This window comes from Mycobacterium riyadhense, assembly GCF_963853645.1.
Classification (GTDB): Bacteria; Actinomycetota; Actinomycetes; order Mycobacteriales; family Mycobacteriaceae; genus Mycobacterium; species Mycobacterium riyadhense.
The window spans coordinates 3,129,884-3,156,866 of record NZ_OY970456.1 but is presented as its reverse complement, the minus strand read 5'-3'; the positions used below and the strand labels follow the sequence as shown (position 1 = coordinate 3,156,866).

The window sequence follows — 26,983 nt, the reverse complement described above, 5'->3', positions numbered from 1 at the left end:
CCTCGTGGCGGAGTTCGTCGAGGCCGCGCATCCGCTTCTGCAGGTCGCCCTTCTGCACCCGCAACGCGAGGCGCTCCCACGCGGCGCCGTCCCGTACGGCGGTGATGCTGACGACGGTGTAGGCGGGGCCACTGCCGTGTGCACGGTTGGCATACCACAGCAACCGGGCGTCGTCGCCGTCGGCAAGCATCGTCATCCAGCCGTCTCGAAATGCGGCCGCGAAGTCGTCTTCGGCACGCCCGCGTACCTTGTGTACCTCGTGGAAGAACTGCACGCCGAGACCTCCCACACGTGGCGTGGCGCGATGCCCGCCTCGCGCATCGGACGGTAATCGCGGCGATTCATCGTGTCCACGGCTTCATCGCTAGGGCCAAGGTAGACAGCTAACTGGAGAATCTGGTTTCCTCAAGCCGGAAGCGTCTTTACCGCGCAGGGAGTTCGCTCATGGTGCGACTTGACGTGCCGGATGGCCCCGGTGGCGAGGCCGCGCTGATCTGGACACTGCGGCCGGCGATGCACGCACAGCGTCGGCGCCTCGCACGGTGTGGACGACAACGCATCGGCACCGACTTCCGCCCGGCCACGCGGCCGCCCGTGGAGACCATTACTTATTGGAATGCCTGGGAACAGCCTGTTGGAGAAAACTGATGCAGTCCTACACCGTGCGATTCCACGTCGACGCGTCTCCGAAAAAGGTGTGGCGGGTGCTCCATCCGCCCGCGCCGCCCAACTCACCCCGGCCGCGGATCCTCAAGTGGCCTACCGGCAGCATGGAAATCCTCAACGAGGGCGACGAAGCCGGCGAGGGCCTGGTCCGAACCTGCATCTTCGAAGTGCCCAAGTACCTGCTTTCCGGTGGTAAGGCGCGATCCTTTGAGACGGTCACCGAGGCGAAGATCCACAAACTGTCGCGTTACGTGGCCGTCGGCGCGCCACTGTGGTCCCGCGCCGAGGGCTACCACCAACTTGACGAACAGCCCGACGGCACCACCGTGCTGACCTTCCACGAGACGTACCATGCCTATAACCCGGTGTCGCGCTTCTTCCTCGAACGCTCGGTGTACGCGAAAATCTCTCGGGACAACCTCAAGACCTACGAGCACGCGCTCGGCTTAGCCGGCCGGGTCAAGCGGTTGCCCTAAGCAACTGAAATCCCGGCGGCGACATAGGGTCTCGACCTGCGGCTGGGGTCGGCGGAATCCGGCCGATTTGCTCGCCCAGAATTCACCCTCAACGCGCAGGATGGCGGTACGGAAACCGCGGTAAACTGCTGGCCTATGCGCTCGACTGCAACAGCAGCCATTGCGGCAAGATGTGCGACGGCGGTGGTGATCCTCGTGGGCTGGGTGGCATCGGCCGGCGTCGCCGCTGCGGATCCGCAGCCGTCGCCAGAACCGTCGCCGGCGCCGGCACCGTCGTCGTCCCCGGCACCCGCTCCGGCGCTGAAGACGACCATCGACAAGGACGGCACCTATGCCGTCGGGACCGATATCGCGCCGGGCACCTACACTTCCGCGGGACCCGTCGGCAACGGCACGTGCTATTGGAAGCGGATGGGCAACCCCGACGGCGCACTGATCGACAACGCAATGAGCAAGAAGCCACAGGTGGTACAGATCGAGCCAACCGACAAGGCGTTCAAGACGAATGGCTGTCAGCCCTGGCAGATCGCCCCGCCGGGCGACGGCAACGTGCCCGGCGACCTTCCAGGACCAGTCGCCGGGGCCCAGCTGCAAGCGAATCTCGGCATTCTCAACGGACTGCTCGGTCAGGTCGGACAGCAAGTACCGCAACCCTGAATCGGCTCGCGCTACCGTGCTGCTGTGGCAACAGGTGTGCAACAGGTCATTGTGGTTGGCGCCGGAGTCAGTGGCCTGACGTCGGCGGTGTGCCTGGCTGAGGCGGGGTGGTCGGTGCGGGTGTGGACTGCCGCGATGCCCCAGCAGACGACCTCGGCGGTGGCGGGCGCCGTCTGGGGACCACGAGCAATCGAACCGGCTGCCAAGACCCTTGCCTGGGCTGAGCATTCGCTACACGAGTTCCGCTACTTGGCCGAGGATCCCAGCACCGGCGTGCGCCTGGCACCGGCACTGTCTGTCGCCGAATCGACCGAGGACGAGGGGATGCCGCCAGGCATGGAGTTGATCCCGGACCTGCGACGTGCGGATGCTACTGAGCTCCCCGAGGGCTTTCGGGTGGGCTTTCGCTCCACCATGCCGATGGTCGACATGCCCCAATATCTCGATTACCTCAGGACGCGACTGGCCGCGGCGGGCTGTGAAATCGAATTGCATCGGGTGCGTTCGCTGGCGGAGGCCGCCGACGCGGCACCGCTAGTGATCAACTGCGCCGGCCTGGGCGCTCGACAGGTAGCTGGCGATGACACGGTGCGGCCGCGGTTTGGTCAACACGTCGTTCTCACCAATCCCGGGCTGGAACAACTATTTGTCGAACTCGACAACCCTTCGGAATGGATCTGCTACTTTCCCCACCCGCAGCGCGTGGTTTGCGGCGGCGTCAGCATTCCGGACCGATGGGACACCACGCCCGACCCCGAGGTGACCGATCGGATCCTACGGGACTGCCGCCGGATCGAACCGCGGCTTGCCGAGGCCGCGGTGATCGAGACGATTACCGGGTTGCGTCCGGATCGGCCGTCGGTACGCGTGGCGGCAGAGCAAGTCGGGCGAGCACGGTGCATCCACAACTACGGTCACGGCGGTGATGGTGTGACGCTGTCATGGGGCTGCGCGCGCGAAGTGGCGCGCCTTGCCAGAGGTGATCGGTAAAACTTGCCGGCCGCGACGCTACCCGCTGCTGGGCGGCACCAGCGCGGTCTCGACCGACGAATACATCGGCAACAGGCGGCGCAGTCCGCACGCGGCAATCGTGCGGGCCACGATCGGCTGGTTGCTGACCAGCCGCAGGCTCACGCCACGGCGACGACACCGCACCGACTCCTGAGCCAAAACAGCGTAGGCACACGAGCCCATGAAATCGAGCTCGCGCACGTCGATTACGTACGGGCCGGGAGCGATGGCGATGGCGGCGCTCCGGCTCACCAAACGTTGCCAGACGGCTTCGTTGCTGGCGTCAACGTCGCCGCCGACATGAACCACCACGGCCGTGCCAGTGCACTCGGTGACCGCCCGTAGACCGCTATGCGAGTCGCTGAGTTGTGAACTCGGCCGTGAGTTCGAAGGACCGGGAAGTGATCCGACAGCGACAGTGTTCATGTTTTGCGATATCCCGTCGTCGTGGCCGGTGATGTTGTGCCGTCTGTGGGTGTCGTAACGCGCCAGGGGTATTTTCGACAGACCCAACGACAGGTCTGTCATGACGGCGTTAGCAAGCAGTCCAAGTAAGCATATGTGTAACAGACCTGACAACATAGGATGTCTGAGACGAAATTTCGTGTTAGTCGGGGGCCGAAGACGAAATGCGTGCATTTGGTTAGCAGCTGCTGAACAGTGAAACGGTCAGATCCCCGGTGAGCATTGACTACACGCGGCAAGCCCACATCGTCACCATCACGATCAACCGTCCCGAAGCGCGCAACTCGCTCGACATGGAGCATTTCCGCGATTTGGCGCACGCCTGGGCTGCGTTTCGAGACGACCCCGACGCCTGGGTCGCCGTTATCACCGGCACCGGCCGCGACTTCTGTACTGGAGCCGACCTCAAGAAGTTCATCCCCGAACTGACCGGTGTGCTGCCCCGCCCCGAGGGGTGGAACAAGACCGACGCGATCCATGCCGTCCTGCATCAATTCCCCGTGTACAAACCGATCGTCGCTGCCGTAAATGGGTTTTGCGTCGCCGGCGGTTTCGAGATGCTGGGCTCGACCGACATCCGAGTGGCCGTACCCGAGGCGCGATTTGCGGTGATGGAACCCAAGCGCGGACTGTTCGCCGGCGGCGGGAGCACTGTGCGGCTGCCGCGTCAGATTCCGTACGCGCTCGCGATGGAGCTGCTGCTGACCGCCGACCTCGTGGACGCGCAGCGTGCTCTGGAAATGGGCCTAGTCAACCGGGTGGTCGAAGCCAACCAGCTGATGGAGACCGCCTACGACTACGCCGAACGCATCGTGGCCAACGCGCCGCTCGCGGTTTTTGCGACAAAGCAGTCGGCCGTCGAAGGACTGGCGCTCGACCTGGAGTCGGCCTACGCCAACGAGACCCGGCACAGCAACCGGGTGTTTGAAACCGAGGACGCCAAGGAGGGACCCCGCGCGTTCGCCGAAAAGCGACCGCCTCGGTGGCGGGCGCGCTGACGTTCCCGCAGCGCCTGAAGAACCTACTGCCGCATGCGAGATGCGCGGCGTGTCAGCAGCGACAGCATCCAGCTCACGATGGACAACAAGATCGCCGCCCAGATTGCGGTCCACCAGAAGTGGTCGATTTGCAGACCCCAGTGGGTGGTGTTCTCCGTGATGCGGGCGGTGATCCACAGCATGAATGCGTTGATGACGATGTGGAAAAGTCCCAGCGTCAGGATGTAAAGCGGGATCGACAGGAATTGCACGATGGGTTTGATGATCGCGTTGACCAGACCGAAGATCACCGCGACCACGAAAATAATGCCGATCCGCTGCAGCGTGGTGTCTCCGCCCACAAAGCGCATCCCCGATACAAAATGCGTGACGACCCACAACGCGAACCCGGTCAATGCTGCGCGGATCAGAAAAGCCATCATTCGCGGGGCCCCTTCAGTTGAGCCCATAGAAGCGTTGAGCGTTGCGCCCGGCGATCTTTTCTCGCGCTTCCTCGGCGATATCTGTGCGATTGCGCAGGTGTTTTGTGCTATCGGGCCACTCGCCGTCCCAATGTGGGTAGTCACTGGCGAACATGATGAAGTCGGCGCCGAGCACGTCGATCACCCCGGGCAGGATCGGCTCCTCGGGTTCACAGGTCACCCAGATGTTGCCAGCCTGTAGGTAGTCGTGTGGATCGCGCCGCCAGCCCCGCTCAATCCAATCTCCGCGCTTCTCGTAATGCTCGTGCAGTCGATCGATGAAGAACGGGACCCAGCCCGCGCCCGCTTCGAGGAAGGCGACCCGCAGGTCGGGATGACGTTCGAAGACGCCGCCGGAGACCATCGCCGTCATCGCGGTCATCTGGTCGAACGGGAAGCTGATGCAGTGCACCTGGATGTAGTTGGTGAAGCGGTCGACGCCGATTTTCGGCAAATGAATGCCCGGCGCGCCGTGGATGCCGAGCGGCATCCCGAGTTCTGCGGCGGCGGCGTAGAACGGGTCAAGGTCGGGATGGTCGAGGTTGCGGGTCTTCAGCGCCGGCGGGACCAGGGTCGCGACCAGTCCCAGGTCCTTGGCTTCGGCCATGATGTCGATGGCCACCTGACCGTGTTCAACCGGGGTCACCGCGACGCCGCGCAGCCGGCCCTTCGTGGGCGCGCAGTAGTCCGCGATCCACTGGTTGTACAGACGCGCGAATCCCGCGGCAAACTCGGGGTCTTCGAGGCTGGGTGTGCACAGCCCCAGGCTGGGATACAGGACCATGGTGTCGATGTGATCGCGGTCGGCGTCGCCGACTACGCCCTCGGCGCTGGAGTAGTTGATGTCGGGCGCCGTGGTGATCCCGTGCTCGGGCGGGCAACCGGCGCCTGGGCCTCGATCCTCCGGATAGTTGCGGCCTTCGATCGTCAGCCGTAGCCGTTTGTCGGTGCTGGGCCTCACGTGATCTGGCCAGCGTCTGATTGCTTCGATCGTCAACGACGAGTTCTCGGCGACGTGCCCATCGGCATCGATGATTCGCATATGCGCTGAACTTACTCGCGTTCGGGCGCGTTCGAGTCGCGGTATCGCGCCGAGTACTGCACGATGCAGTCGTGAAAACACAGCGGTTGACAAGCGACGAGCGAAACTCGTTCATCGCGGCGTTTCTGGGCTGGACAATGGACGCGTTCGATTACTTCCTTGTGGTGCTGGTGTATGCCGATATCGCAAAGACCTTCCATCACACCAAGGCCGAAGTCGCATTCGTCACCACTGCCACCCTGGTCATGCGCCCCGTCGGCGCGTTGCTGTTCGGGCTGTGGGCCGACCGGGTCGGGCGGCGCGTCCCGCTGATGGTCGACGTGGCGTTCTATTCGGTGGTCGGATTTCTGTGTGCGTTTGCACCCAACTTCACGGTTCTGGTGATCCTGCGACTGCTGTACGGCATTGGCATGGGCGGAGAGTGGGGGCTGGGCGCCGCTCTCGCCATGGAGAAGGTTCCGACCCAGCGACGCGGGTTTTTTTCCGGACTGCTCCAAGAGGGCTACGCATTCGGCTATCTGCTGGCCACCGTCGCATCGCTGGTTGTAATGAACTTGCTGGGATTGTCATGGCGCTGGTTGTTCGGCCTGTCCATCATCCCGGCCTTGATCAGCCTGATCATTCGATACCGGGTGAAGGAATCGGAGGTGTGGGAAGCCGCGCAGGACCGGATGCGGCTGACCAGCACCAAAATCCGCGACGTGCTGCGCGACGCCACGATCATCCGTCGGTTCTTCTATCTCGTGCTGCTGATGACAGCCTTCAACTGGATGAGCCACGGGACTCAAGACATTTACCCGACTTTCCTGACGGCGACCACCGACCACGGTGCGGGCCTATCCAGCACAACCGCGCGGTGGATCGTGGTGGTGTACAACATCGGCGCCATCGTCGGTGGGTTGGTGTTCGGAACACTGTCTGAGCGGTTCAGCCGGCGCTACACCGTCATTTTCTGCGCACTCCTGGGACTGCCGATCGTGCCGCTCTTCGCCTACTCGCACACGGCCGCGATGCTGTGTCTGGGCTCGTTTTTGATGCAAGTATGCGTACAGGGCGCGTGGGGTGTGATACCAGCGCATCTCACCGAGCTGTCGCCCGATGCCATCCGCGGCCTCTACCCGGGCGTGACCTACCAGCTGGGAAATCTGCTGGCGGCGTTCAATCTGCCCATTCAAGAAGAGCTGGCAGAAACCCACGGCTATCCCTTCGCGTTGGCCGCGACGATCGTGCCGGTGCTGTGCGCGGTTGCCATACTGACGGCGATTGGCAAGGACGCCACCGGAATCCGCTTTGGCACAACGGAAAGCGCTTTTCTTGCAACCGAGTCAGGTGACGGTCAGATCTCGAGATCCCGCGGATGAGTCCACCGCAATCGATGGAAACGCGCGAAGCCGCGGTCAGTGCTGAGCCAGGTCGCATTGTTCTCTAGGGCGTAGGCGGCCAAATAGGCGTCGGCGATGTCGTTGCCACGCGCATCAATATCGAGAGCAAGCTGACGGAACAACCTCCAGTGGCGCTCTCCTGCGCGTAGCTGCATCGCAGCCGGGGCGGCGAGGAGCGCGTCGACGGCCTCCCACGCTTCATCCGAGGTGGTCGGCTCCGTGAAGATGCGGCGGTTGGTCATCACCCGAACGAAGGCACCGAGTGCGAGGTCGGGCAGACCGAGCGGCTGGTCGTCGTTGGCCAGCCGCTCGAGCAGCCGTCGATAGTCCGAATGTTCGGGAAGGTCTCTCCGGTGCGCATACACAAGAACGTTGACGTCAACGCAGCGCATCGAGTGATTTGCCTTCGGCCATCGCTTCGACGACAGCTGCGTTTGACGAGAGATCAATTCCGGGGCGAAGCCCTCCCTTGCCCGTCGCCCGGACCGCATAACGCCCTCCAGCACGTTGGCTAGCGGGGTTGAGACCACGCCGCACCGCGTCTTCGAGAACCGCCGCCACCGTGCGCCCCGACCGGGCGGCTTGCGTCTTCACCTCGCGGTAGAGCTCGTCATCGATTCGGATCGTGGTGCGCACCGTGACATCTTAGCATCACTGGCTTGACATCAAGATGCTTAGCTACGTGATCTAGTTGGATTTTGGGTCGCTAAGCGTGCGCCGCAGCAAGTGCATCGCCACGGTCGTCGAGCGCTCACGGATATCGGACCGGTTCCCGGGAAGCCCCAGCGTGCGGGTTTCGCCGCGCCCATCGGCCAGCAGGACCGTGAAGCAGACCGTGCCCACCGGCTTTTCCGCCGTTCCCCCTCCCGGTCCGGCTATTCCGGTGATCGCGACGGCGGTGTCGGCGCCGAAGCGCTGCAATGCGCCCGTTGCCATGGCCTTCGCGACGGGCTCAGATACCGCGCCGTGCGCCTCGATCAGTGCCGCGTCGACGCCGAGCAGCTGGACCTTGGCTTCGTTGGAGTAGCTCACCACACCGCCTATGACGTAGTCGGAGGAACCTGGCCTGTCGGTCAGCCGTGCCGCCAGCAGCCCGGCGGTGCAGGATTCGGCGGTCGCTATCCGGCGGCCCGCCAGCAATCGCGCGACCAAATCATCGACGTGCGAACCGTCTTCGGAGTAGACGTGGCGTCCGTGTCGGTCGCGCAGAAGTTGTTTCAGCTGTGCGTACACACCCGCGGAGGCAGGTTCGTAGCGCGTCACCACCTCAAGCTCCCCGCGCCGCAGGCAGGTGGTGATCTCGAGTGAGTCAAACCGGTGGATGGAAGCCTGTGCGCCGCGCAGTGTTTCGGCCAGTCCCGACTCCGGCAGCCCGAACATCCGAATGGTTTCTTGACGGTAGGTCGTTCGGCCGGCGATCGCGTCCTGCGCCGCGGGGGTCTGAATAGCCTTGCCCCACATGGGTTGAAGCTCTCGCGGGGGTCCTGGCAGCACCATCACCGTCGGCTTTCCCGGCACGACCACACCCGGTGCGGTGCCGACCGGATCAATCACCTCCGAGCCGGCGGGGATCAAGGCCTGCTTGCGGTTGGCGGCCCTTATCGAGTCGAAGTTGCCGGGATCGAAAGCGGGATTGCGCCCCATCAGGGTTTTGAGGATGTTGGCGATTCTTTCTTCGAGCTCGGTGTCCAGCACTAGTTCGCGCCCGCAGAAACGCGCCACCACTTCGACGGTCATGTCGTCGGCCGTCGGCCCCAGCCCGCCGCTGGTGACAATCAAGTCCACGCCCTGGTCGGCCATGAAACGCAGCTGCGCTTCGATGTCGGCGGGGCGGTCGCCGCAGATGGTGATATGTGCCAGCTCGACTCCGAGTTCCAGGAGTCGATCGGCGATCCAGGGGCCGTTGCGGTCTTGGACCCGCCCGGTCAGGACTTCGGTTCCGGTGACCACGATTCCCGCGCGTGCGCTCACCGCCATGAGCCTACGCATCGATTAACCTGAGGGCCGTGGCGCAGGCGCCCCGAACTCCCAGGACTCGCTACGCCAAGTGCGGCGAAATTGACATCGCCTACCAGGTTCTCGGAGACGGTCCGACCGATCTGCTGGTGTTGCCAGGACCATTCGTGCCAATCGACTCGATCGACGACGAGCCATCGTTGCACCGCTTCCACCGGCGCCTGGCGTCGTTCGCCCGGGTGATCCGGTTCGACCATCGCGGCGTCGGTCTGTCGTCACGGATGCCTTCGATGGACCAGCTTGGCCCGAAGTTCTGGGCTGAAGACGCGATCGCAGTCATGGACGCGGTCGGATGCGAGCAGGCCACGGTCTTTGCGCCCAACTTCCATGCGATGAACGGGCTGGTACTTGCCGCCGATTACCCTCAGCGGGTCCGCAGCCTGATTGTGGTCAACGGCTCGGCGCGTGCCATGTGGGCACCCGACTATCCGGTTGGCGCCAAGGTACGTCGCGTTAATCCGTTCCTGACGGTCGCACTGGAGCCCGACGCGCTCGAGCAGGGTTTCGATGTGCTCGGCTTCGTCGCTCCTAGCGTCGCGCGTGATGACGTGTTTCGTGCGTGGTGGGATCTCGCTGGCAACCGTGCGGGACCGCCGAGCATGGCCCGCGCGGTGTCAAAGGTCGTCGCCGAGGCCGATGTACGAGATGCCTTGGGGCGCATCAGTGCACCGACCCTAGTTTTGCACCGGGTCGGCTCGACCTACATTCCTATTGGCCACGGTCATTACCTCGCCGAGCACATTGCGGGATCACGCCTCGTCGAATTGCCGGGCGCCGACGTCTTGTATTGGGTTGGCGACACGGCACCGATGCTTGACGAAATAGAAGAGTTCGTCACCGGTGTGCGGGGTGGCGGTGAGGCCGAGCGCGTGCTCACCACCATCGTTTTCACCGACATCGTCGGCTCCACCGAGCGTGCGGCCGCCCTCGGAGATGACCGGTGGCGTGACGTGCTCGACAATCACGACGCCATCGTCCGCCACGAAATTCAGCGGTTTGGCGGGCGCGAAGTCAACACAGCCGGAGACGGATTCGTCGCGACGTTCACTAGCCCGAGTGCGGCCATTTCCTGTGCGGACGAAATCATTGACGCGGTGCGTGTGCTCGGTATCGAGGTTCGGGTAGGTATTCACGCGGGTGAGGTCGAGGTGCGTGGTGCCTCGGGAAGTGACGTCGCTGGCATGGCGGTGCATATCGGCGCGCGGGTCTCGACGTTGGCGGCGCCCAGTGAGGTGCTGGTGTCTTCGACAGTGCGCGACATCGTCACCGGATCGCGGCACCGGTTCGCCGAGCGCGGTGAACGCGAACTCAAAGGTGTGCCCGGCGTGTGGCGGCTCTACGCGCTCGAGCGCGACAGCGGAACGGTGACGTCTTAACCGCCGGGTTCGCCAGGTTGTCCGGGTTCGCCAGGTTGTCCGGGTTCGCCAGGTTGTCCGGGGGTTCCGCCCGGGCCGGGTGCGCCGCCGGCGCCGCCCTCGCCCCCCTGGCCGGGCTGACCGCCGGCTCCGGGCGCCCCGCCCATGCCGCCGTCGCCGCCTCGACCGCCGTCGCCGCCTCGACCGCCGTCGCCGCCTCGACCGCCGGGGCCCCCGGCGCCGCCCTTACCGCCAGCGCCTCCGGCTCCGCCTTTACCTCCGGTGCCCCCGGCGCCGCCACAACCGCCGGTACCGCCGGCCTGGCTGCTGTGGGCGGACGTGTCATCGGTCATGAGGTTCGCGCCAGTTCCTGAGCCTGGTGACGGGCGATCAGTACGCCTCGCTGTGAGCCATCCAATTCCATTCGAGTCACGTTACTCGCAGCCATGGACGAGCAACCGGCGTCCCGGTCTCACACCTGGTGGCCCTGTTGACCATTTGCGCCCGCACTCGTGATGGCGGTGCCGCTTATGCCGTCGATACCGTCTAGGCCGGACGTGCCGCCGGAGCCGGCGGGGCCGGCGGTCCCGCCCTGGCCGCCCAGGCCGTTGGTGCCGGGGCCGCCGCCCTGGCCACCGTCGCCGGGGATACCGCCGGGGGACGTGAAGTTGCCGCCGTCGCCACCCGCCCCGCCGTCGGTGGCATTGCCGCCGCTACCTCCGTTGCCACCGTTGCCGCTGACCGCAAAGATGTCTTGCGAGCTGCCTCCGTTGCCGCCCATGCCGCCGTCACCGCCCCGGCCGCCGTTCCCGCCCCTCCCGGCGTCGCCGCCGCCGCTGGCGCCGGTGCCGCCTACCCCACCGGTGCCAGCCACACCCCCGATTCCGCCGTCGCCGCCGTCGCCGCCGTTGCCGCCCACGGCGGCGCTACTGCCGACGCCGCCGTCGCCGCCATGAATGCCGCTGCCGGCGGACCCGCCAATTCCGCCCTTGCCGCCGGTGCCGTTTACGGAGTTACCCCCAGCTCCGCCAATGCCGCCGTTGCCGCCCTTGCCGCCGTTGCCGCCGTCGCCGCCGTCGCTGGTCCCGACGCCGCCTGCCATGCCCTGGCCGCCAAAGCCGCCGGCCCCGCCCATGGTGGCGTTGCCGCCGTCACCGCCCCGGCCCGACCCCAGGGCATTACCGCCGACCCCGCCGTTGCCGCCGTTGCCACCGTTACCGGCATTGCCGCCGTCACCGCCGCTGGCGCCATTGCCGCCGGACAAGCCTCCGGAGTTGGCATGCCCGCCGCCGCTGGCCGTGCCCGCGTTACCGCCGTTACCGCCGTTTCCTGATCCCAGAGCGTCGCCGCCGGCGCCGCCGTTTCCGCCGTTTCCGCCGGTCCCGCCGTCGCCGCCGGTGCCGCCGTCGAAGCCGTCGGCACCGCTGCCAGCCCCGCCAGCTAGCCCGCTGAAGAAGGCGTTACCGCCGTCGCCTCCGTCGCCGCCGTTGGCTGCCCCCTGGCCGTTGCCGCCGGCCCCGCCGTTGCCGCCGCTACCGGCATCACCGCCCCTCCCGCCGTCGCCGCCGGCGACGCCGGCGGCAAAGCCCACTCCGTTGCCGCCGTCGCCGCCCAACCCGGCGTTGCCACCGCTGCCGCCGGCCCCGCCGTCGCGGTCCAGACCGGCCGTGCCATTTACGGCTGCGCCGCCGAGGCCGCCCATTCCGCCGTTGCCGCCGTTGCCGCCGCTACCGCCCTTGCCGCCGTCGGCGCCGGCGCCGTCGTCAACCCCGGCCACCCCGTCCGCACCGTCGACTCCAATACCGCCATTACCGCCGGCAGCGCCGGTACCCGCGAATCCGCCGTTACCACCGTTACCGGAAACCGAGCCGCCGGCACCGCCATTGCCACCCGTACCGCCGTTGCCGCCGTCGCCGCCGGTGCCGCCGCCCTCGCCTGCGCTGGCACCGTCGGCGCCAAGGGCGCCGGCCGCGCCGTTGCCGCCGTTGCCACCGGCACCGCCATTGCCGAACTTGCCGCCGTTTCCACCGGCTCCCCCGTTGCCGCCGCTCGCGCCAGCGACTGCGCCGGTGCTGGCGTCGAAGCCGTCGCCGCCGGCGCCGCCATCGCCGCCGCTGGCGATCGCCGCGCCGTTAGCGCCGTTGGCCCCCGCAGTTGCGCCGGCCCCGCCAGCGGCGCCGCCGTTGCCGCCGCCGCCTGGAGTCCCAGGGTTAGCCCCCTGACCGCCCGCGCCGCCGTTTGGGTTAGCAGCGTCGCCGGCAGCGCCGGCCCCGCCGGAACCAGCAAGCCCGCCGGCGCCGCCGACCCCGCCGTTGCCGCCGTTGCCGTTGGCGCCGGCCTGGCCGCCGAACATGGAGCCCGTGCCGCCGGCCCCGCCCATCCCGCCGGCGCCGCCGTTGCCGGCGTCCCCGCCGGCTCCGGCGTTGATGCTGTGCACGCCGGTCGCGCCGTCGCCGCCGAGGCCGCCCTGACCGCCGACGCCGCCCGCGCCGCCTTGCCCGCCGGCTCCACCATTGCCAGACAACATCCCCCCGTTACCGCCGGCACCGCCCATTCCCCCGGTGCCGCCATTGCCGCCCTCGCCGCCCGTCACGCCCGCGAGACCGGCCTGACCGAACGCGCCGGCCGCGCCGATCCCGCCGGCACCGCCTGCGCCGCCGTTGCCGACGAGCCAGCCGCCGTTGCCGCCCCTGCCGCCGACACCACCGCCGGTACCGCCCGTCCCGCCGGCGCCACCGTTGCCCCAGAGCCCAGCGCTACCGCCGATGCCGCCAGCCTGCCCGGCCGCGCCGGATCCGCCGTTACCCCCGTTGCCCCACAAGATCCCACCGGCACCGCCGTTTTGCCCGGTCCCCGGCGCCGCATTCGCGCCGTCACCAATGAGTGGACGTCCTAACACGAGCTGGGTGGGTGCATTGATCAGGGCCAGCATCTGCTGCGCGAGGAACTCTAGCGGCGAGACGTTAGCCGCCTCCGCGAGTGCATACGCCGCGCCAGCGCCGTTCAAAGCCCCGACAAACTGGGTGTGAAACGCTGCCGCCTGAGCGGCGAGCGCCTGATACTGCGCGGCATGGCTGGAAAACAGCGATGCGATGGCCGCCGACACCTCGTCACCCGCCGCGGCCAGCACCTGGGTGGTCGGCGCTAGCGCGACTAGGTTGGCCTCACTGAGGGACGAGCCGATGCCCGCCACGTTCGTGGCCGCCTCCGCTAGCACGTCCGGCGCGACGGTCAAGTACGACATCGTGGCCTCCTCAAGCGTCGCCCGTCGGTGACGTAGTGACGGCCGTCAATATTGCCACCTCGGTCGGCTCGGTTTTGTGTTTCGGCAAATTCCTCCGAGCCTTCGATTCACGCTCTGGCTGCGGGAGAATGTGTCGATGACCGGGTTAGAAGTACTCCAGGCCGACGTGACCAAGCTCGAGGTCGACGCGATCACCAACGCGGCCAATACCCAACTTCGACACGGTGGCGGCGTTGCCGCGGCGATCGCCCGCGCCGGCGGCCCGATCGTGCAGCGCGAATCGAATGAAAAGGCGCCGATCGGACTCGGTGAGGCGATCGAAACCACCGCCGGTGACATGCCGGCGCGCTACGTGATCCACGCGGCCACGATGGAGCTTGGCGGCCCGACCTCGTCGGAAATCATCACCCAGGCCACGGTTTCTACCCTGCAAAAGGCCGACGAGCTTGGTTGCCGTTCGCTGGCCCTGGTCGCATTCGGTACCGGCGTTGGTGGCTTTCCGCTCGAGGATGCGGCACGGCTCATGGTCGACGTGGTGCGACAGCACCGGTCGGCCTCGCTTGAGCGCGTCGTGTTCGCAGTCCATGGCGACGCGGCCGAGCGGGCTTTCCGCGCTGCAGTGCAGGCTTAACGGCCGGACAGGTAGCGTTCGACGGAATCGACCTTGCGTGTCATCGCGTCGGTAACCCCCGCTCGCCAATCCGCCTTGATGACTGTGCTGACCCGGGGTGCACGAGCGGCCACCGCTTCTACGGCGCGCTGCACGACGGCCATCACTTCTTCCCAGGTATCGCCCTCGATCACGGTAAACATCGAATCCGTCTTGTTAGGGAGTCCGGAATCGCGAACGACGCGAACCGCTTCGGCGACGATCTCCCCGACACCCTCCCCCACACCCAGTGGGGTCACCGAAAATGCGACTAGCACAGACACCCATCTACTGTCGCATGGCAGCATCGAGCCCCATGCGGGTTCTGGTGCAACGTGTCTCATCGGCAGCGGTATCAGTGGACGGTCAGGTGGTCGGCGCCATCGGTGCGGACCGGGCCGGCCTGCTCGCATTCGTTGGGGTAACTCATAGCGATGGCCCTGACACGGCGCAGCGGCTCGCCGAAAAGCTCTGGAATCTACGCATTCTCGCCGACGAAAAGTCCGCATCCGATGTCAACGCACCGATCTTGGTAGTCAGCCAATTCACCCTCTACGCCGACACAGCCAAGGGCCGGCGGCCGTCTTGGAACGCAGCCGCACCGGGGGCGATTGCCGAGCCGCTGGTCGCCGCGTTTGCGGAGGCATTACGTCAGTTGGGTGCGCAGGTCGAGACCGGTGTCTTTGGTGCGCACATGCAGGTCGAACTGGTCAACGACGGTCCGGTGACGGTGATGCTGGAACTCTGAGCGGGTACGTTGGCGTTGATGACGACACCGCAGTTTGGATCACTACGTTCCGACGACGACCAGTGGGACATCGTCAGCGGCGTGGGCTACACCGCGCTGCTGGTCGCCGGATGGCGTGCACTGCACGCCGTAAGCCCTCAGCCGTTAGTCACCGACGAATACGCGAAGTCCTTTATCGAAGCTTCAGCGGACCCCTATCTCACGGGTCTGCTGGCCAACCCCGGAACCTCGGAGGACGAGACCGCGTTCCCACGTCTGTACGGCGTGCAGACTCGGTTCTTCGACGACTTCTTCTGCGCTGCCGCTGACGCCGGCATACGACAGGCGGTGATCATCGCCGCCGGGCTGGATTCTCGGGCGTATCGCCTTGATTGGCAGTCCGGGACAACAGTTTTCGAAGTCGACCTGCCGAAAGTCCTTGAATTCAAGGCACATGTGCTGGACGAGCAGGGCGCTGAGCTTAAGGCCCGTCGCAGTGAGGTAGCAGCCGATTTGCGGGCCGACTGGCCCACCCCATTGAAAGCGGCCGGCTTTGATCCGCAACAGCCCAGTGCCTGGTCGGTCGAAGGCTTACTGCCCTATTTGACCGGCGAGGCCCAGCAGTCGCTGTTGTCGCGGATCGGCGAGCTGTGCGCGCCCGGCAGCCGACTTGCCATGGGCGCCTTGGGATCCCGCTTGGATCATGAGCAACTCGTCGCACTGGAGGCGATCCACCCCGGGGTCAATCTGTCGGGTGACGTCGACTTCTCCGCCCTCACCTACGACGACACCACGACCGACCCCGCACAGTGGCTGGCCAGCCACGGGTGGGCGGTCGAGCCGGTCCGCACGACGCTCGACTTGCAGGCCGGCTACGGAATGACCCCGCCGGACGTGGACGTCAAAATCGACAGTTTCATGCGGTCGCAGTACATAACGGCAACCAAGGTGCTCTAGGGCATCAACAGGATCTTCACGTCGTCGCCGGACCGACACGCCGCGGTCGCATAGCCTTTGGCCGCCTCGTCCAACGGCAGGGTCGTGGTGAAGATGCCGTCGACATCGAGGCGGCCCGACTGAAGCAGCGGGATCAGTTCCGGCCAGGTGCGCTGCACCGGCGCGGTGGTCATTCGCAGCGTGATGCTGCGCATCAGGCAGCCGAGGGCGGGAAGGGGAAACGGTTTCAGGTCGTGTACGCCGACTACCGAGACGGTGCCGCCGGGCCGCACCGTATTGAGCGCGTCGGTCAGCGATGCGTCGGTCGCGACGGCATCGATGACCGAGTCCGCGCCACGGCCACCTGTCGCGGCAAGAATCGTCTCGGCCGCCGGAGGTGCGATCGGGGTGGCGCCCCAACTGGCGGCGCGCTGCCGACGTCCGTCTACCTTGTCTACGGCGAAAACCGTTGCGGCGCCTTGCACGAACGCGCTGCGCAGTGCACACAATCCGACCGCTCCCAGGCCGATCACCGCCACAGTGCCGCCGAACGAGATATCGGCCCGCTGTGCCGCGGCCCAGCCGGTGGCGAGGTTGTCGGTGAGCAGCAGCGCGTGTTCGGTGCTGATCCCCTCGGGAATCTTGAGCACCTGGAAGTCGGCGGCGGGTACGGCGAGCAGGTCGGCCTGCGCACCGCCGAGTGCGCCGGACCCGAAGATCCGCAAGCCAGAAAAGCACATGACGGGATCCCGGGTGGCGCATCCCGGACAGGCGCCGCAGCCGGCCACCGACGACACCATGACAAGGTCGCCGACTTTGACAGTGCGCACCTGCGGGCCGGCCTCGACAACGGTTCCTACCGCTTCGTGGCCGAGCGCAACGGATTCGGCCAACGGGTATTCGCCTTCGTAGAAGTGCAGGTCGGATCCGCAGATGCCAGCCGCGGCCACCGCGATAATGACCCCGTCGGGCCCGGGAAGCGCCGGATCGGGACGGGTCTCGACGTTGATGTTGCCGGGCCCGTCGATGACTACCGTGCGCATGTCGGCGTGCTCACTTTCGTTGTCGCAGAACGAATTGGTCCCAATCGGGCTCGCGTACCGCGGCCCAGTACTCGCTGAGGCGCCAGGGGCTGACCGTGTGGATCTCACCCTCGGCATTCTTGAAGTAGGAGTGTTTGACCGCCGGGTGCGACCACACCATCTTTTTGATTTCGGCTTGTGTCCGTTGATGCCATTCAGTGGCAGCAGCCGCCGTCGGCTCCAGGGAATGAATATCGCCTTCCGCCAGGCGTTCTAGGCAGAGGTTAATGTAGCGCATCTGCAGCTCGGACTGGAAGATCAGGCTGCCCCCGTGGGCCAGATGGGTGCCCGGCCCGTAGAGGAGGAATAGGTTGGGAAACCCCGGAACCGTGATGCCCAGATAGGCGTAAGGTCGTTGTCCCCACAGGTGGTGCAGGTCGATACCGTTGCGGCCGAGTACTTTTAGTGGCCACAGCACATCGGTGTGCCGGAACCCGGTGGCGTAGACGATGATATCGACGTCATGTGCCACACCGTCTTGGGTGACGATGCTGCGCGGGGTGATCCGTTGGATCGGCGTGCGTATCAGTTCGACGTTGTTTCGTTGCAATGTTTGCAGCCAGCTGCCGTTGTCCTGCAGTGTCCGCTTTCCGGTGGCGGGATAATCGGGCATGACCTTGCTCAACAGCTCGTCGCCCTCATTGATCTGGCTGGTGATCCACTGAGTGAACATCATGCGGGCGCCGGCGTTCATGTCGCTGACGGCGTAGTCCTGGTTGGCATAGTTCGGATCGCCGCGCGCTGCGTCAAGGCCCTTGTCGGCGCCCGGCCACAGAAGCAGAAATCGGTACCACCTGCCGTAGAACGGTAGGTGTCGCATCGCCCACCGCACGCCGTCGCCAACTTCGTCGTGGTACATCGCATTCGGGAACATCCATTGGGCGGTGCGCTGGAATACCGTGAGCTGCTTGACATTCGGCGCGATCGCCGGTGCGATCTGGAAGCCGCTGGCGCCGGCTCCCACGAGGGCGACCCGCTTGCCGGTCAGGTCGACGGAGTGGTCCCAGTCGGCGGAGTGAAACGCGGGTCCTTCGAAGGTCTCGGCGCCGTCGAATTCTGGGATACGCGGTCGATTTAGCTGACCTACCGCGGTGATGACGGCACGCGCGTGGATGGTGCTCGTCTGGCCGTCCGAGCGCAGTGACAGGCTCCAGGTGCCGTCATCGTCGTTCCACTCGGCGGCGAGAACTTCGGTGTTCCAGCGCACTTGCTTGGCCAGGTCGTGCTTGTTCATCACGTGCGTGAAATAGTCCTGCAGCTCCCATTGCTCGGCGAAGAAGTGTGTCCAGTCGTTGTTGGGTTCGAAGCTGTAGCAATAGAAGTGGTTCGCCACGTCAACCCGGGCCCCGGGATATCGGTTTTCCCACCATGTTCCGCCGGGGCCGGCATTCTTCTCCACGATGGTGAAGGGAATGTTGGCTTGCCTGAGGCGAATTCCGGCCAGGATGCCCGATTCGCCGCATCCGATCACGACGACCGGCAGCTCTGCCGCAGTGCTGGCCGCAAGGGCTTCCGGGCGCCGGGGGTCGAGCCCGTCGAGGTCCATCTCCTCTAAGAGCAGTGGTTGGTAGTCGTCGGGAACGTGCTCGCAGGCCGCCCAGTCCATCATTTCCCTGACGAGCTGAAGGTCAAGCGGCTCGGGCTCGGGGCAGCCGCGGTCTCGATACGCCGCGATCACCGGGAGCGCCTCGGCACGGGCCCGGGCCTTGTCCTCGTCAGACATGAATCCCTGGATTTCATTGAGAAACAGGCCCATCGGCTTGAAGTCCCGGATAAAACGTGGATCCCCGGTGATGTGCACCAGCGACAGCAGCAGGGTCGGGATGCTTACGTCTTCGAGTGCGGCAGCGATCTGTGGTGTGGATGTCGTAAAGGGCGCGCCGGCGTACAGGCTGCGCATCGAGCCGATCCTTTCGATGGAGTGGCAATTACGATACCCTCAGTTTCGTAATTACCAGCATCACGGTACCGCGGCTGCCGCACGGTATCAATAGCGTGTGTCCGCATTTGCAAACCGGGGCGTAGTTCAGCTACCCGGAGGCCGGGCCGCTGGCCGGTGCGTCGGCTGTGCCTTACACGAGGCGTCCTGGATCAAGCCGTCATCACCGACCGCAGTCTAAACACGTTGCATCCCAATTGGTTACGTCAAGCCGTTGTTTCCGTTGTTACCCAGCAGCAGCCCGCCGGTGCCGCCGGCGCCGGGCGTACCCCCGGCTTTGCCGCCATTACCGCCGTTGCCGCCGTTGCCGATCAGCACGGCGTTGCCGCCCACTCCGCCGTTGCCGCCGGTGACGCCATCGCCGCCGGCACCGCCGTCGCCGCCGTTACCGAGCGCGCCCGCCTTGCCGCCGGCTCCGCCGGCCCCGGCCGCGGCGGCCCCACTGGCGCCGCCGGCTCCGCCGGCCCCGCCGGAGCCAGAAAGCAAGCCGGCGTTGCCGCCGGCTCCGCCGGCGCCGCCGGTGCCGGTATTGCTGTACCCGCCGCTGCCGCCAGCGCCGCCGGAGCCGAAGAACAAGCCGCCGCCGCCGCCCGTGCCGCCGGTCCCGCCGGCGGCGGTCAGGCTAGAGCCGCCGCTGCCGCCGGCGCCACCGGAGGCACCGATAGAGAGGAGGCCGGCGTTGCCGCCGGCGCCGCCGGCACCGCCGGCAACTCCGCCGGGGGTGCCATGGCCGCCGGAACCGCCAGTGCCGCCCGCGCCGAACAGTCCGCCGTTGCCGCCGGCCCCGCCAGCCCCGGCGCCGAGCGGACCGCCGGCTCCGCCGGTGCCCCCGGCGCCGAACAGCCCGCCGTTGCCGCCGGCCCCGCCGGTCCCTCCGGGCAACCCACCGTGCCCGCCGGCCCCGCCGTTAGAGAAGAGCCCGCCGTTGCCGCCGGCGCCGCCGATGCCGCCGGCCTTGGTGCTAGCGCCCGCCCCGCCAGTCCCGGCGGCACCGAAGAGTGCACCGGCATTGCCGCCGGCCCCGCCGTTCCCGCCGGCGGTGCCGCTGTACCCGCCGCTGCCGCCGGCGCCGCCCGAGCCGATCAGCAAGGCGGACCCGCCCGCGCCGCCGGCCCCGCCGGGGCCTGCCGTTCCGAGGCCGCCGGCCCCGCCGGTGCCGCCGGTGCCGAACAAGATCCCGCCGGCTCCGCCGGCCCCGCCGGTTCCGCCGTTGGCGGCCGTCGCTCCGGATCCGCCGTTTCCGCCGTTGCCGAACAACCAGCCGCCGGCCCCGCCGTCAGCCCCGGTTCCCGGAGCCCCGTTGGCGCCGTTACCGATCAGCGGGCGCCCGGTCAGTGCCTGGACAGGTTGGTTGATCGCATTGAGTGCGTCCTGCTGCAGGGTGTGTAGGGGGTTGGTGCTTGCCGGGGCGTTGAATCCGTCTAGACCCAACAGCAGCCCGCTAGTGCCGCCGACGCCGGCCTTGCCGGCGGTCGCGCCAATCCCTCCGCTACCGCCATTTCCGCCGTTTCCAATCAGCACGCCGTTTCCGCCGGTCCCGCCGTCGCCGCCTTTGCCGGTCAACAGGGGGCCGCCAGTCCCTCCGCTACCGCCGTTACCGCCGTTGCCGATCAGTCCGCCGTTTCCACCGGCTCCGCCGGCCCCGCCGGTACCGGTGCCGGTGGCAGTGAGGAAGCTGGTGCCGCCGCTTCCGCCGGCGCCGCCGGAGCCGTTGAGCATGCCGGCGTTGCCGCCGACCCCCCCTTGCCCGCCGGTGGCGGAGCCGAACCCGCCGGCGCCGCCCGCGCCGCCGGAGCCGAAGAACATGCCGGCGTTGCCGCCGGCCCCGCCGGCACCCCCCTTGCCGCCTCCTAGGGTGGGTGAGCCGCCGTCCCCGCCGATCCCGCCGGCGCCGCCGGCGGCGCCGAGGGCGAGCATGCCGGCATTGCCGCCCGCGCCGCCGGCCCCGCCGGTGGTCAGGGCCGATCCGCCGCTGCCGCCTTCCCCGCCGGCGCCGAACAGCCCGCCGGCGCCGCCGGCGCCGCCGGCCCCGCCGGTGCCAGTTGCTCCGTCAGTTCCGAAGCCACCCGCCCCGCCGGTGCCGCCGGCACCGAACAGCCCGCCAACGCCGCCGGCGCCCCCGGCCCCGCCGTTGTCGCCGATCCCGCCGGCACCGCCGACCCCGCCGGTGGTAAACAGTCCGCCGGACCCACCGGTGCCGCCGGCCCCGCCGAGTACGGCGTTGACGCTATTCGAGAATCCGCCCGCGCCGCCGACACCGGCGGCCCCAAAGAGCATGCCGGCGTTGCCGCCGGCCCCGCCGGCCCCGCCGCTGCCGCCGGCGACATTCGTTGAAGCCCCGCCGGCCCCGCCGGCGCCGCCGGCGCCGAACAGCACGGCGTTGCCGCCGGCGCCGCCCGCCCCACCTACGCCGGCGGCGCCGTTGGCAATTCCACCGGCCCCACCGGCCCCGCCGTTGCCGATCAGCCCGGCGGCCCCACCCGCGCCGCCGGCCCCGCCGCTGGCGCCGGCCGTTCCGGACCCGCCGGCCCCGCCGTTGCCGATCAACCAGCCGCCGTCCCCGCCAGCGGCCCCTGTCCCCGGGGCCCCATTGGCGCCGTTGGCGATCAGCGGGCGCCCGGTCTGCGCGACGAAGAACGCGTTGATCTGGTCGAGCAGCGGCGATGCGGCCGCCGCCTCCGCGGTCGCATACGAGTTGGCGCCTGCGCTCAAGGCCTGCATGAATTGAGCATGAAACGCCGCCGCCTCCGCGCTGAGCGTTTGGTAGGCCTGGCCTTGTGCCCCGAATATCGCCGCTATCGCGGCGGACACCTCGTCAGCGCCCGCGGCCAGCACCGACGTCGTCGAGGCCGCCGCAGCGGCATTGGCCGTGCTGATCGCCGAACCGAGACTCGCTAAATCTGAAGCCGCCGCGGCGATGGCCTCCGGTGCTGCGATGAGAAACGACATCTGACACCTCCGAAATCCGAGATGAGCTATATGTCATGCCGAGCCGGAGATCCCGGTCTCTAGCCAGGAATTGCAGTGTTGCATCTTATCGCGGTTCGGCCCACAACTTCCGCAGTTCGGGATTTCCTGCTCTACTTTGTCGCCAACCGCGCGATAACAGTGAACTTGTTCGTTTCGGACATCGGCGGCCGACGACGCAAAACGCAATGTCGGCTTGTCGACGAAGATGCAGCGACGGCGGCGCTGAAGGCACAGTGGTACAAGCGATTTCAGCGTAATCGGGACTAGTGTGCATGGTGGAAACGTCGGCCACCAGGCGCCGTCGATGACGAACTCGGCGGCGGTCGCAAATGACGACTCGTCGCTGGCGAGGAGTAGTACGAACGACTACATATCCTACGGTTCGTTTGGTCGCCGAGGGGCTGTTGAGCATGTCGTCGGGAAGTTTGGCGGTCATATGGGTCCGGATCAAGCCCGGATGAATGGAATTGACCCGAGTGTTGTTTGGCGCCAATTCGAACGCTGCCGATTTGGTCAGACCGGGAACCGTGGGGCTCGGTTCACCGTGATCGCTCGTTAACGGTGATCGCAGTAGGTCGGATTGGCCGCAATCGGCTCAATGAATGTGCGCGGGCCTTTGCGCGATTTGTGTTGGCAACGGCGGTTTTTCCGCCAACACCTGTCGCCCGAGCCCTGAGAGCGTAACGGCACAATCACGATGAGCGCATTGGTCGAGTTGCTTGACACCACCTCGTTTGCCAGTGCTTACTTGCAGATTGTTGATGCGCGAACGTGTGCGGGGGGTGTTTGCCCAGTTTGTTGAATAGGTTTGGAAACGTGCTGGACGCAATGCTACTGAAACTATTGTGGCACAACTAGTTTCGCGACATGGCCTCGTCTACTGAGGTCATTCGACACGGCCTCCGGGCAGTCCGAGTGCGACGGCGCTCACGAGGGCGTGACACGCTTGCTGCCTCGCGCCATTTTTCGAGCGACATCCGCGCTATCGCGGCCGGTTGGCTGCCGAGTGCCTCCGTAACAACCGGCCTTGCGCCCCAACCGGTTACGGCAACCCGTTGTTCCCGTTGTTGCCGAGCAGCAGCCCGCCGGTTCCGCCGGCGCCGGGTGTGCCATTAGCCGCGGCCTTGCCGCCGTTACCGCCGTTACCGCCGTTGCCGATCAGCACGGCGTTGCCGCCGTTACCGCCCTTGCCACCGGTCGTTCCGGCGTCGCCGCCGGCACCGCCGTTACCGCCGTTGCCGAACGCCCCAGGCGTGCCGCCGGCACCGCCTGCGCCACCGGTGCCCTGGTTCGCGCCGCCCCCGGCCGCTCCGCCCGCGCCACCGGCGCCGCCGGAACCGACGAGGAAGCCAGCCTTACCACCGGCACCGCCGGTGCCGCCCGTACCGGCGTTGCCACCGGCGCCGCCCCAGCCACCGTTACCGCCGGCCCCACCGGAGCCGAAGAGCACCCCGCCGGAGCCACCGGCCCCGCCGGCCCCGCCGAGGTTGTTGGAAACCCCGCCGCTGCCGCCGGCGCCTCCGGACGCACCGAAGGACAGTAGGCCGGCGTTGCCGCCGGCGCCGCCGGCCCCGCCATTGCCGCTGGCGCCGCCGCCGGAGCCGCCTACGCCGCCCGCGCCGAACAGCCCACCGTTCCCGCCGGCCCCGCCGGCGGCACCCGCGGAGCCGGCCCCGCCGGTGCCGCCGGCCCCGAAAAGCAAGCCGTTCCCGCCGGACCCGCCGACTCCGCCGAACCCGCCGGACCCGCCGGTGCCGCCGTTGGCGAACAGCCCCCCGGTGCCGCCGGCGCCGCCGGGGACCACGCCGCCGCCGGGAGTGCCGCCATGGCCGCCCGTCCCGGCGGCGCCGAAGAACACGCCGGCGTTCCCGCCGCGTCCGCCGGCCCCGCCAAGGGTAGTGCCGAATCCGCCGGTGCCGCCGGTACCGCCGGAGCCGATCACCATAGCGTTACCGCCCGCGCCGCCGGCCCCGCCGGCACCGGCCGTCCCGATCCCGCCGGTGCCGCCGGTACCGCCGGTGCCGAACAAGATTCCGCCGGCTCCGCCGGCCCCTCCTGGCCCGCCGGCGGCGGCGGTGGCTCCGTGCGCGCCGTTTCCGCCGTTGCCGAACAACCAGCCGCCGGCCCCGCCGTCAGCCCCGGTTCCCGGAGCCCCGTTGGCGCCGTTACCGATCAGCGGGCGCCCGGTCAGTGCCTGGACAGGTTGGTTGATCGCATTGAGTGCGTCTTGCTGCAGGGTGTGTAGGGGGTTGGTGCTGGCTGGAGCGTTGGATCCGTCCAGACCAAGTAGCGCGCCACTGATGCCGCCGAGGCCGGTCTTGCCCGCGGTTGCGCCGGTCCCACCGCTACCGCCGTTACCGCCGTTACCGATCAGCACGCCGTCGCCACCGGCCCCGCCGTTACCGCCGGTGCCGGTCTGGCTTGCGCCGCCGTCGCCGCCGTTACCGCCGTTACCGATCAGCGCGGCCTTGCCGCCGGTCCCGCCGACCCCGCCGGTTGCGCCGCCCTTGCCGATGCCGCCGGACCCGCCGGCGCCGCCGGAGCCGTTGAGCAGGCCGGCGTTGCCGCCGGCCCCGCCAGCCCCGCCGGTGGTGGTGCCCAGCCCGCCGGCCCCGCCGGCGCCGCCGGAACCGAACAACACGCCGGCGTTGCCGCCCGCCCCGCCGGCACCACCGGCCCCGACGAAGCCTTCCCCGCCGGCGCCGCCAGCTCCGCCCGCGGCACCGAAGGCAAACATGCCGGCGTTGCCGCCCGCCCCGCCGGCTCCACCTACGCTGGCCCCGCCGCCGCTGCCGCCGGTACCACCAGCCCCCAGCGACCCGCCGGCGCCGCCTGCGCCCCCGGCCCCGCCGGTGCCGCTGACGACACTGCCAAGCCCGCCTTGTCCGCCGGTGCCTCCGGTGCCGAACAACCCGCCGTCCCCGCCGGCCCCGCCAGCCCCACCGCTGCCGATGGCGTTGCCCCCACCGGCCCCGCCGGACCCACCGTCGGAGAACAACCCGCCGGCCCCACCGGCGCCGCCGGCCCCGCCTTTGGCGCCGAGGCTATTGGTAAACCCGCCGGGGCCGCCAGACCCGGCGGCGCCGAACAGCATGCCGGCGTTTCCGCCGGTCCCGCCAGCGCCACCTGTACCATTTTCGCTGAATCCGCCGGCGCCGCCTGCCCCACCGGCTCCGATCAGCATGGCGTTGCCACCGGCCCCGCCAGCCCCGCCGGTTTTGCCAGCACCCGTGGTGTTCCCGCCGGTTCCACCGGCCCCGCCGCTCCCAAGAAGGCCGCCGGCGCCGCCGGCGCCGCCTGGCCCGCCGTTGTCGGTAGTTGAAGACGTTCCGGACCCGCCGGCGCCGCCGTTGCCGATCAACCAGCCGCCGTCCCCGCCAGCGGCCCCTGTCCCCGGGGCCCCATTGGCGCCGTTGGCGATCAGCGGGCGCCCGGTCTGCGCGACGAAGAACGCGTTGATCTGGTCGAGCAGCGGCGATGCGGCCGCCGCCTCTGCGGTCGCATACGAGTTGGCGCCTGCACTCAAGGTCTGCATGAATTGAGCATGAAACGCCGCCGCCTGCGCGCTGAGCGTTTGGTAGGCCTGGCCTTGTGCCCCGAATATCGCCGCTATAGCGGCGGACACCTCGTCAGCGCCCGCGGCCAGCACCGACGTCGTCGAGGCCGCCGCAGCGGCATTGGCCGTGCTGATCGCCGAACCGAGACTCGCTAGATCCGAGGCGGCCGTCGCGATGGCTTCCGGCGCCGCGATGAGAAACGACATTTGACACCTCCATTTAGGAGAAGATCTATATGTCATACCGAGCCGGAGATCGCGCGGTCCCCGGGCGCGGAATTGGCAAATTCGGAGCTTACCGCGATCGGAGCAACCTGATTACGCGTTTTCAGTCATTCTTCATATTTTGTTGCCAGCCCCGGTCCCGGTCGGGTTTCGGGGCAGGCGCGCCCCGAAGGCTCACGGGCGCAAAGCGCCGCCCCGCCAAATTCATCGGCGCCACCCTCGCGGCGCGCTCGATGCTGCGGCGCTGACGATGCTAAAACCGCAGTGGCACAAATGATTTCAGCGCAATCGGGACTACTGTGCCTTGTGGGAAACGTCGGCGACCAGACCGCCGTCGATAACGAACTCGGCGGCGGTCGCATACGACGACTCGTCGCTGGCGAGAAAGAGTACGAATGACGACACATCCTGGGGTTCGCCGGGTCGGCCGAGCGGGATGTTGAGCGTGTCCTGCGGAAGTTTGGCGGTCATCTGGGTCCGGATGAAGCCCGGATGAATAGAATTGACGCGGACGTTATTTGGTGCCAATTCGAGCGCGGCCGATTTTGTCAGACCGCGAACCGCCCACTTGGAGGTGACGTAACCGTGCACCCACGCAGCGCCGCGCAGTCCCTCAATAGATGAGATGTTGATGATCGAGCCGCCGCCGGCGGCGATCATCGGATCGACGACGGCTTGAATGCCCAACAGCGTGCCGGTGACATTCACGTCGAGGATCCGTTGCCACTTGGTTAGGTCGAAAGTCTTAAGCGGGCCGTAGTTTATGATCCCGGCGTTGTTGACCAACACGTTCAGCCGCCCGAACTGTTCCACCGCCGCAGCCGCGGCGGCGGTCCATTGCTCCGGATTGGTCACGTCAAGATGCACGTAGCGCGCCGCGGCGCCCAATTCATCGGCAAGCGCCTGACCTTCGTCATGAAGGATGTCGCCAATCACCACTTCGGCACCCTCGGCGACAAGCAACCGCGCATGAGACTCCCCCATCCCGCGCGCAGCGCCGCTGATCAGAGCAACCTTCGTATCGACGCGTCCCATGACGGGCCAGGTTACTGGAGGTGTTTGGCGCTACTAGAACCTGTTCTAATCCGTTCCAACACCGATAGCCTGTGGCGACCCGGAGGTGGAT

Annotated in this window: 24 protein-coding genes and 1 pseudogene; 10 read left to right on the top strand and 15 right to left on the bottom strand. The window is 67.7% G+C overall.

Going from position 1 to position 26,983, the window contains the following annotated elements; genetic code table 11:
* Positions 1 to 4: 4 nt before the first annotated feature.
* The 4 genes from AADZ78_RS14175 (at position 5) to AADZ78_RS14160 (ending at position 2,789) form a co-directional block, all read left to right on the top strand.
* Complete coding sequence (locus tag AADZ78_RS14175; RefSeq protein WP_169726280.1) at positions 5 to 331, top strand: hypothetical protein; 327 nt, start codon at positions 5 to 7, stop codon at positions 329 to 331.
* A gap of 316 nt (positions 332 to 647) precedes the next feature.
* Positions 648 to 1,142 carry an SRPBCC family protein gene (locus tag AADZ78_RS14170; RefSeq protein WP_085250197.1) on the top strand — a complete coding sequence of 165 codons (495 nt, stop codon included), beginning with the start codon at positions 648 to 650 and terminating at the stop codon, positions 1,140 to 1,142.
* A 135-nt stretch (positions 1,143 to 1,277) separates the two neighbouring features.
* Entirely contained in the window at positions 1,278 to 1,799 is a 522-nt protein-coding gene (locus tag AADZ78_RS14165; RefSeq protein WP_085250196.1) for a hypothetical protein, read from the top strand.
* 24 nt (positions 1,800 to 1,823) lie between these two features.
* Entirely contained in the window at positions 1,824 to 2,789 is a 966-nt protein-coding gene (locus AADZ78_RS14160) for an FAD-dependent oxidoreductase (RefSeq protein ID WP_085250195.1), read from the top strand.
* An 18-nt stretch (positions 2,790 to 2,807) separates the two neighbouring features.
* Here AADZ78_RS14160 and AADZ78_RS14155 read toward each other — a convergent pair whose 3' ends face one another.
* The gene (locus tag AADZ78_RS14155) at positions 2,808 to 3,236 is read right to left on the bottom strand and encodes an anti-sigma factor antagonist (protein WP_085250262.1); all 429 of its coding nucleotides are present in this window, start codon (positions 3,234 to 3,236) and stop codon (positions 2,808 to 2,810) included.
* A gap of 254 nt (positions 3,237 to 3,490) precedes the next feature.
* Between AADZ78_RS14155 and AADZ78_RS14150 the strand changes: the two genes are divergently transcribed.
* Entirely contained in the window at positions 3,491 to 4,273 is a 783-nt protein-coding gene (locus AADZ78_RS14150; protein ID WP_085250194.1) for an enoyl-CoA hydratase/isomerase family protein, read from the top strand.
* A gap of 23 nt (positions 4,274 to 4,296) precedes the next feature.
* Here the strand turns inward: AADZ78_RS14150 and AADZ78_RS14145 are convergent, their stop codons facing one another.
* Together AADZ78_RS14145 and AADZ78_RS14140 are read right to left on the bottom strand one after the other, a co-directional pair.
* Positions 4,297 to 4,695 (bottom strand): phage holin family protein, encoded by a 399-nt coding sequence (locus AADZ78_RS14145; RefSeq protein WP_085250193.1) that lies wholly within the window; start codon positions 4,693 to 4,695, stop codon positions 4,297 to 4,299.
* A gap of 13 nt (positions 4,696 to 4,708) precedes the next feature.
* Positions 4,709 to 5,776: an amidohydrolase family protein gene (locus AADZ78_RS14140; RefSeq protein ID WP_085250192.1), complete on the bottom strand. Its 1,068-nt coding sequence runs from the start codon at positions 5,774 to 5,776 to the stop codon at positions 4,709 to 4,711.
* A 71-nt stretch (positions 5,777 to 5,847) separates the two neighbouring features.
* Here AADZ78_RS14140 and AADZ78_RS14135 point away from each other — a divergent pair, with 71 nt between their 5' ends.
* On the top strand, positions 5,848 to 7,137 hold the full coding sequence (locus AADZ78_RS14135) for a sialate:H+ symport family MFS transporter (RefSeq protein WP_085250191.1): 1,290 nt from the start codon (positions 5,848 to 5,850) through the stop codon (positions 7,135 to 7,137).
* Here AADZ78_RS14135 and AADZ78_RS14130 read toward each other — a convergent pair.
* Genes AADZ78_RS14130 through AADZ78_RS14120 form a run of 3 tightly spaced genes read right to left on the bottom strand, consistent with a single transcriptional unit; the run spans position 7,113 to position 9,135 of the window.
* Positions 7,113 to 7,550 carry a type II toxin-antitoxin system VapC family toxin gene (locus tag AADZ78_RS14130; protein ID WP_085250190.1) on the bottom strand — a complete coding sequence of 146 codons (438 nt, stop codon included), beginning with the start codon at positions 7,548 to 7,550 and terminating at the stop codon, positions 7,113 to 7,115. The two genes, AADZ78_RS14135 and AADZ78_RS14130, sit on opposite strands and share 25 nt — an antisense overlap.
* Positions 7,537 to 7,794 carry a ribbon-helix-helix protein, CopG family gene (locus tag AADZ78_RS14125; RefSeq protein ID WP_085250189.1) on the bottom strand — a complete coding sequence of 86 codons (258 nt, stop codon included), beginning with the start codon at positions 7,792 to 7,794 and terminating at the stop codon, positions 7,537 to 7,539. The genes AADZ78_RS14130 and AADZ78_RS14125 overlap by 14 nt, the downstream gene beginning before the upstream one ends.
* Before the next feature lie 51 nt (positions 7,795 to 7,845).
* Positions 7,846 to 9,135, bottom strand: coding sequence for a competence/damage-inducible protein A (locus tag AADZ78_RS14120; RefSeq protein ID WP_085250188.1), 1,290 nt, complete (start codon positions 9,133 to 9,135; stop codon positions 7,846 to 7,848).
* Positions 9,136 to 9,164: 29 nt separating this feature from the next.
* On the opposite strand from AADZ78_RS14120, the gene AADZ78_RS14115 reads away from it, so the two are divergent.
* Positions 9,165 to 10,550: an adenylate/guanylate cyclase domain-containing protein gene (locus AADZ78_RS14115; RefSeq protein ID WP_085250187.1), complete on the top strand. Its 1,386-nt coding sequence runs from the start codon at positions 9,165 to 9,167 to the stop codon at positions 10,548 to 10,550.
* Here AADZ78_RS14115 and AADZ78_RS14110 read toward each other — a convergent pair.
* Both AADZ78_RS14110 and AADZ78_RS14105 read right to left on the bottom strand, forming a co-directional pair.
* Positions 10,547 to 10,882, bottom strand: a complete 336-nt coding sequence (locus AADZ78_RS14110) for a hypothetical protein (protein WP_085250186.1) — start codon at positions 10,880 to 10,882, stop codon at positions 10,547 to 10,549. The two genes, AADZ78_RS14115 and AADZ78_RS14110, sit on opposite strands and share 4 nt — an antisense overlap.
* 119 nt (positions 10,883 to 11,001) lie before the next feature.
* Entirely contained in the window at positions 11,002 to 13,773 is a 2,772-nt protein-coding gene (locus tag AADZ78_RS14105) for a PE family protein (RefSeq protein WP_139828657.1), read from the bottom strand.
* A 136-nt stretch (positions 13,774 to 13,909) separates the two neighbouring features.
* Here AADZ78_RS14105 and AADZ78_RS14100 point away from each other — a divergent pair, with 136 nt between their 5' ends.
* Positions 13,910 to 14,404, top strand: a complete 495-nt coding sequence (locus tag AADZ78_RS14100; protein WP_085250185.1) for a macro domain-containing protein — start codon at positions 13,910 to 13,912, stop codon at positions 14,402 to 14,404.
* On the opposite strand, the gene AADZ78_RS14095 is transcribed toward AADZ78_RS14100, so the two are convergent.
* Positions 14,401 to 14,706 (bottom strand): MTH1187 family thiamine-binding protein, encoded by a 306-nt coding sequence (locus AADZ78_RS14095; RefSeq protein WP_085250184.1) that lies wholly within the window; start codon positions 14,704 to 14,706, stop codon positions 14,401 to 14,403. The genes AADZ78_RS14100 and AADZ78_RS14095 overlap by 4 nt on opposite strands.
* Before the next feature lie 32 nt (positions 14,707 to 14,738).
* Here AADZ78_RS14095 and dtd point away from each other — a divergent pair, with 32 nt between their 5' ends.
* Both dtd and AADZ78_RS14085 read left to right on the top strand, forming a co-directional pair.
* Positions 14,739 to 15,170: a D-aminoacyl-tRNA deacylase gene (gene dtd / locus AADZ78_RS14090; RefSeq protein ID WP_085250183.1), complete on the top strand. Its 432-nt coding sequence runs from the start codon at positions 14,739 to 14,741 to the stop codon at positions 15,168 to 15,170.
* A gap of 18 nt (positions 15,171 to 15,188) precedes the next feature.
* Positions 15,189 to 16,106, top strand: a complete 918-nt coding sequence (locus AADZ78_RS14085) for a class I SAM-dependent methyltransferase (protein WP_085250182.1) — start codon at positions 15,189 to 15,191, stop codon at positions 16,104 to 16,106.
* Here the strand turns inward: AADZ78_RS14085 and AADZ78_RS14080 are convergent.
* The 6 genes and pseudogenes from AADZ78_RS14080 to AADZ78_RS14055 form a co-directional block, all read right to left on the bottom strand.
* Positions 16,103 to 17,128, bottom strand: coding sequence for an alcohol dehydrogenase catalytic domain-containing protein (locus AADZ78_RS14080; protein ID WP_085250181.1), 1,026 nt, complete (start codon positions 17,126 to 17,128; stop codon positions 16,103 to 16,105). The genes AADZ78_RS14085 and AADZ78_RS14080 overlap by 4 nt on opposite strands.
* A 10-nt stretch (positions 17,129 to 17,138) precedes the next feature.
* Complete coding sequence (locus AADZ78_RS14075; protein WP_085250180.1) at positions 17,139 to 19,067, bottom strand: flavin-containing monooxygenase; 1,929 nt, start codon at positions 19,065 to 19,067, stop codon at positions 17,139 to 17,141.
* Positions 19,068 to 19,307: 240 nt separating this feature from the next.
* A complete protein-coding gene (locus AADZ78_RS29060) occupies positions 19,308 to 22,055 on the bottom strand; it encodes a PE family protein (protein ID WP_204903399.1) in 2,748 nt (915 codons plus the stop codon).
* A gap of 318 nt (positions 22,056 to 22,373) precedes the next feature.
* A pseudogene (locus tag AADZ78_RS14065) lies at positions 22,374 to 22,602 on the bottom strand (SDR family oxidoreductase); the annotation flags it as partial.
* A gap of 516 nt (positions 22,603 to 23,118) precedes the next feature.
* Positions 23,119 to 25,839 (bottom strand): PE family protein, encoded by a 2,721-nt coding sequence (locus tag AADZ78_RS14060; protein ID WP_204903400.1) that lies wholly within the window; start codon positions 25,837 to 25,839, stop codon positions 23,119 to 23,121.
* Between the two features lie 312 nt (positions 25,840 to 26,151).
* Positions 26,152 to 26,892 carry a glucose 1-dehydrogenase gene (locus AADZ78_RS14055; RefSeq protein ID WP_085249428.1) on the bottom strand — a complete coding sequence of 247 codons (741 nt, stop codon included), beginning with the start codon at positions 26,890 to 26,892 and terminating at the stop codon, positions 26,152 to 26,154.
* Between the last annotated feature and the right edge of the window lie 91 nt (positions 26,893 to 26,983).

Coding starts and splice junctions, on each gene's coding strand:
- AADZ78_RS14170 (WP_085250197.1), top strand. CDS start 648: ATGCAGTCCTACACCGTGCGATTCCACGTCGACGCGTCTCCGAAAAAG.
- AADZ78_RS14165 (WP_085250196.1), top strand. CDS start 1,278: ATGCGCTCGACTGCAACAGCAGCCATTGCGGCAAGATGTGCGACGGCG.
- AADZ78_RS14155 (WP_085250262.1), bottom strand. CDS start 3,236: ATGAACACTGTCGCTGTCGGATCACTTCCCGGTCCTTCGAACTCACGG.
- AADZ78_RS14145 (WP_085250193.1), bottom strand. CDS start 4,695: ATGATGGCTTTTCTGATCCGCGCAGCATTGACCGGGTTCGCGTTGTGG.
- AADZ78_RS14140 (WP_085250192.1), bottom strand. CDS start 5,776: ATGCGAATCATCGATGCCGATGGGCACGTCGCCGAGAACTCGTCGTTG.
- AADZ78_RS14130 (WP_085250190.1), bottom strand. CDS start 7,550: ATGCGCTGCGTTGACGTCAACGTTCTTGTGTATGCGCACCGGAGAGAC.
- AADZ78_RS14120 (WP_085250188.1), bottom strand. CDS start 9,135: ATGGCGGTGAGCGCACGCGCGGGAATCGTGGTCACCGGAACCGAAGTC.
- AADZ78_RS14110 (WP_085250186.1), bottom strand. CDS start 10,882: ATGACCGATGACACGTCCGCCCACAGCAGCCAGGCCGGCGGTACCGGC.
- AADZ78_RS14105 (WP_139828657.1), bottom strand. CDS start 13,773: ATGTCGTACTTGACCGTCGCGCCGGACGTGCTAGCGGAGGCGGCCACG.
- AADZ78_RS14100 (WP_085250185.1), top strand. CDS start 13,910: ATGACCGGGTTAGAAGTACTCCAGGCCGACGTGACCAAGCTCGAGGTC.
- dtd (WP_085250183.1), top strand. CDS start 14,739: ATGCGGGTTCTGGTGCAACGTGTCTCATCGGCAGCGGTATCAGTGGAC.
- AADZ78_RS14085 (WP_085250182.1), top strand. CDS start 15,189: ATGACGACACCGCAGTTTGGATCACTACGTTCCGACGACGACCAGTGG.
- AADZ78_RS14080 (WP_085250181.1), bottom strand. CDS start 17,128: ATGCGCACGGTAGTCATCGACGGGCCCGGCAACATCAACGTCGAGACC.
- AADZ78_RS14075 (WP_085250180.1), bottom strand. CDS start 19,067: ATGCGCAGCCTGTACGCCGGCGCGCCCTTTACGACATCCACACCACAG.
- AADZ78_RS29060 (WP_204903399.1), bottom strand. CDS start 22,055: ATGTCGTTTCTCATCGCAGCACCGGAGGCCATCGCCGCGGCGGCTTCA.
- AADZ78_RS14060 (WP_204903400.1), bottom strand. CDS start 25,839: ATGTCGTTTCTCATCGCGGCGCCGGAAGCCATCGCGACGGCCGCCTCG.
- AADZ78_RS14055 (WP_085249428.1), bottom strand. CDS start 26,892: ATGGGACGCGTCGATACGAAGGTTGCTCTGATCAGCGGCGCTGCGCGC.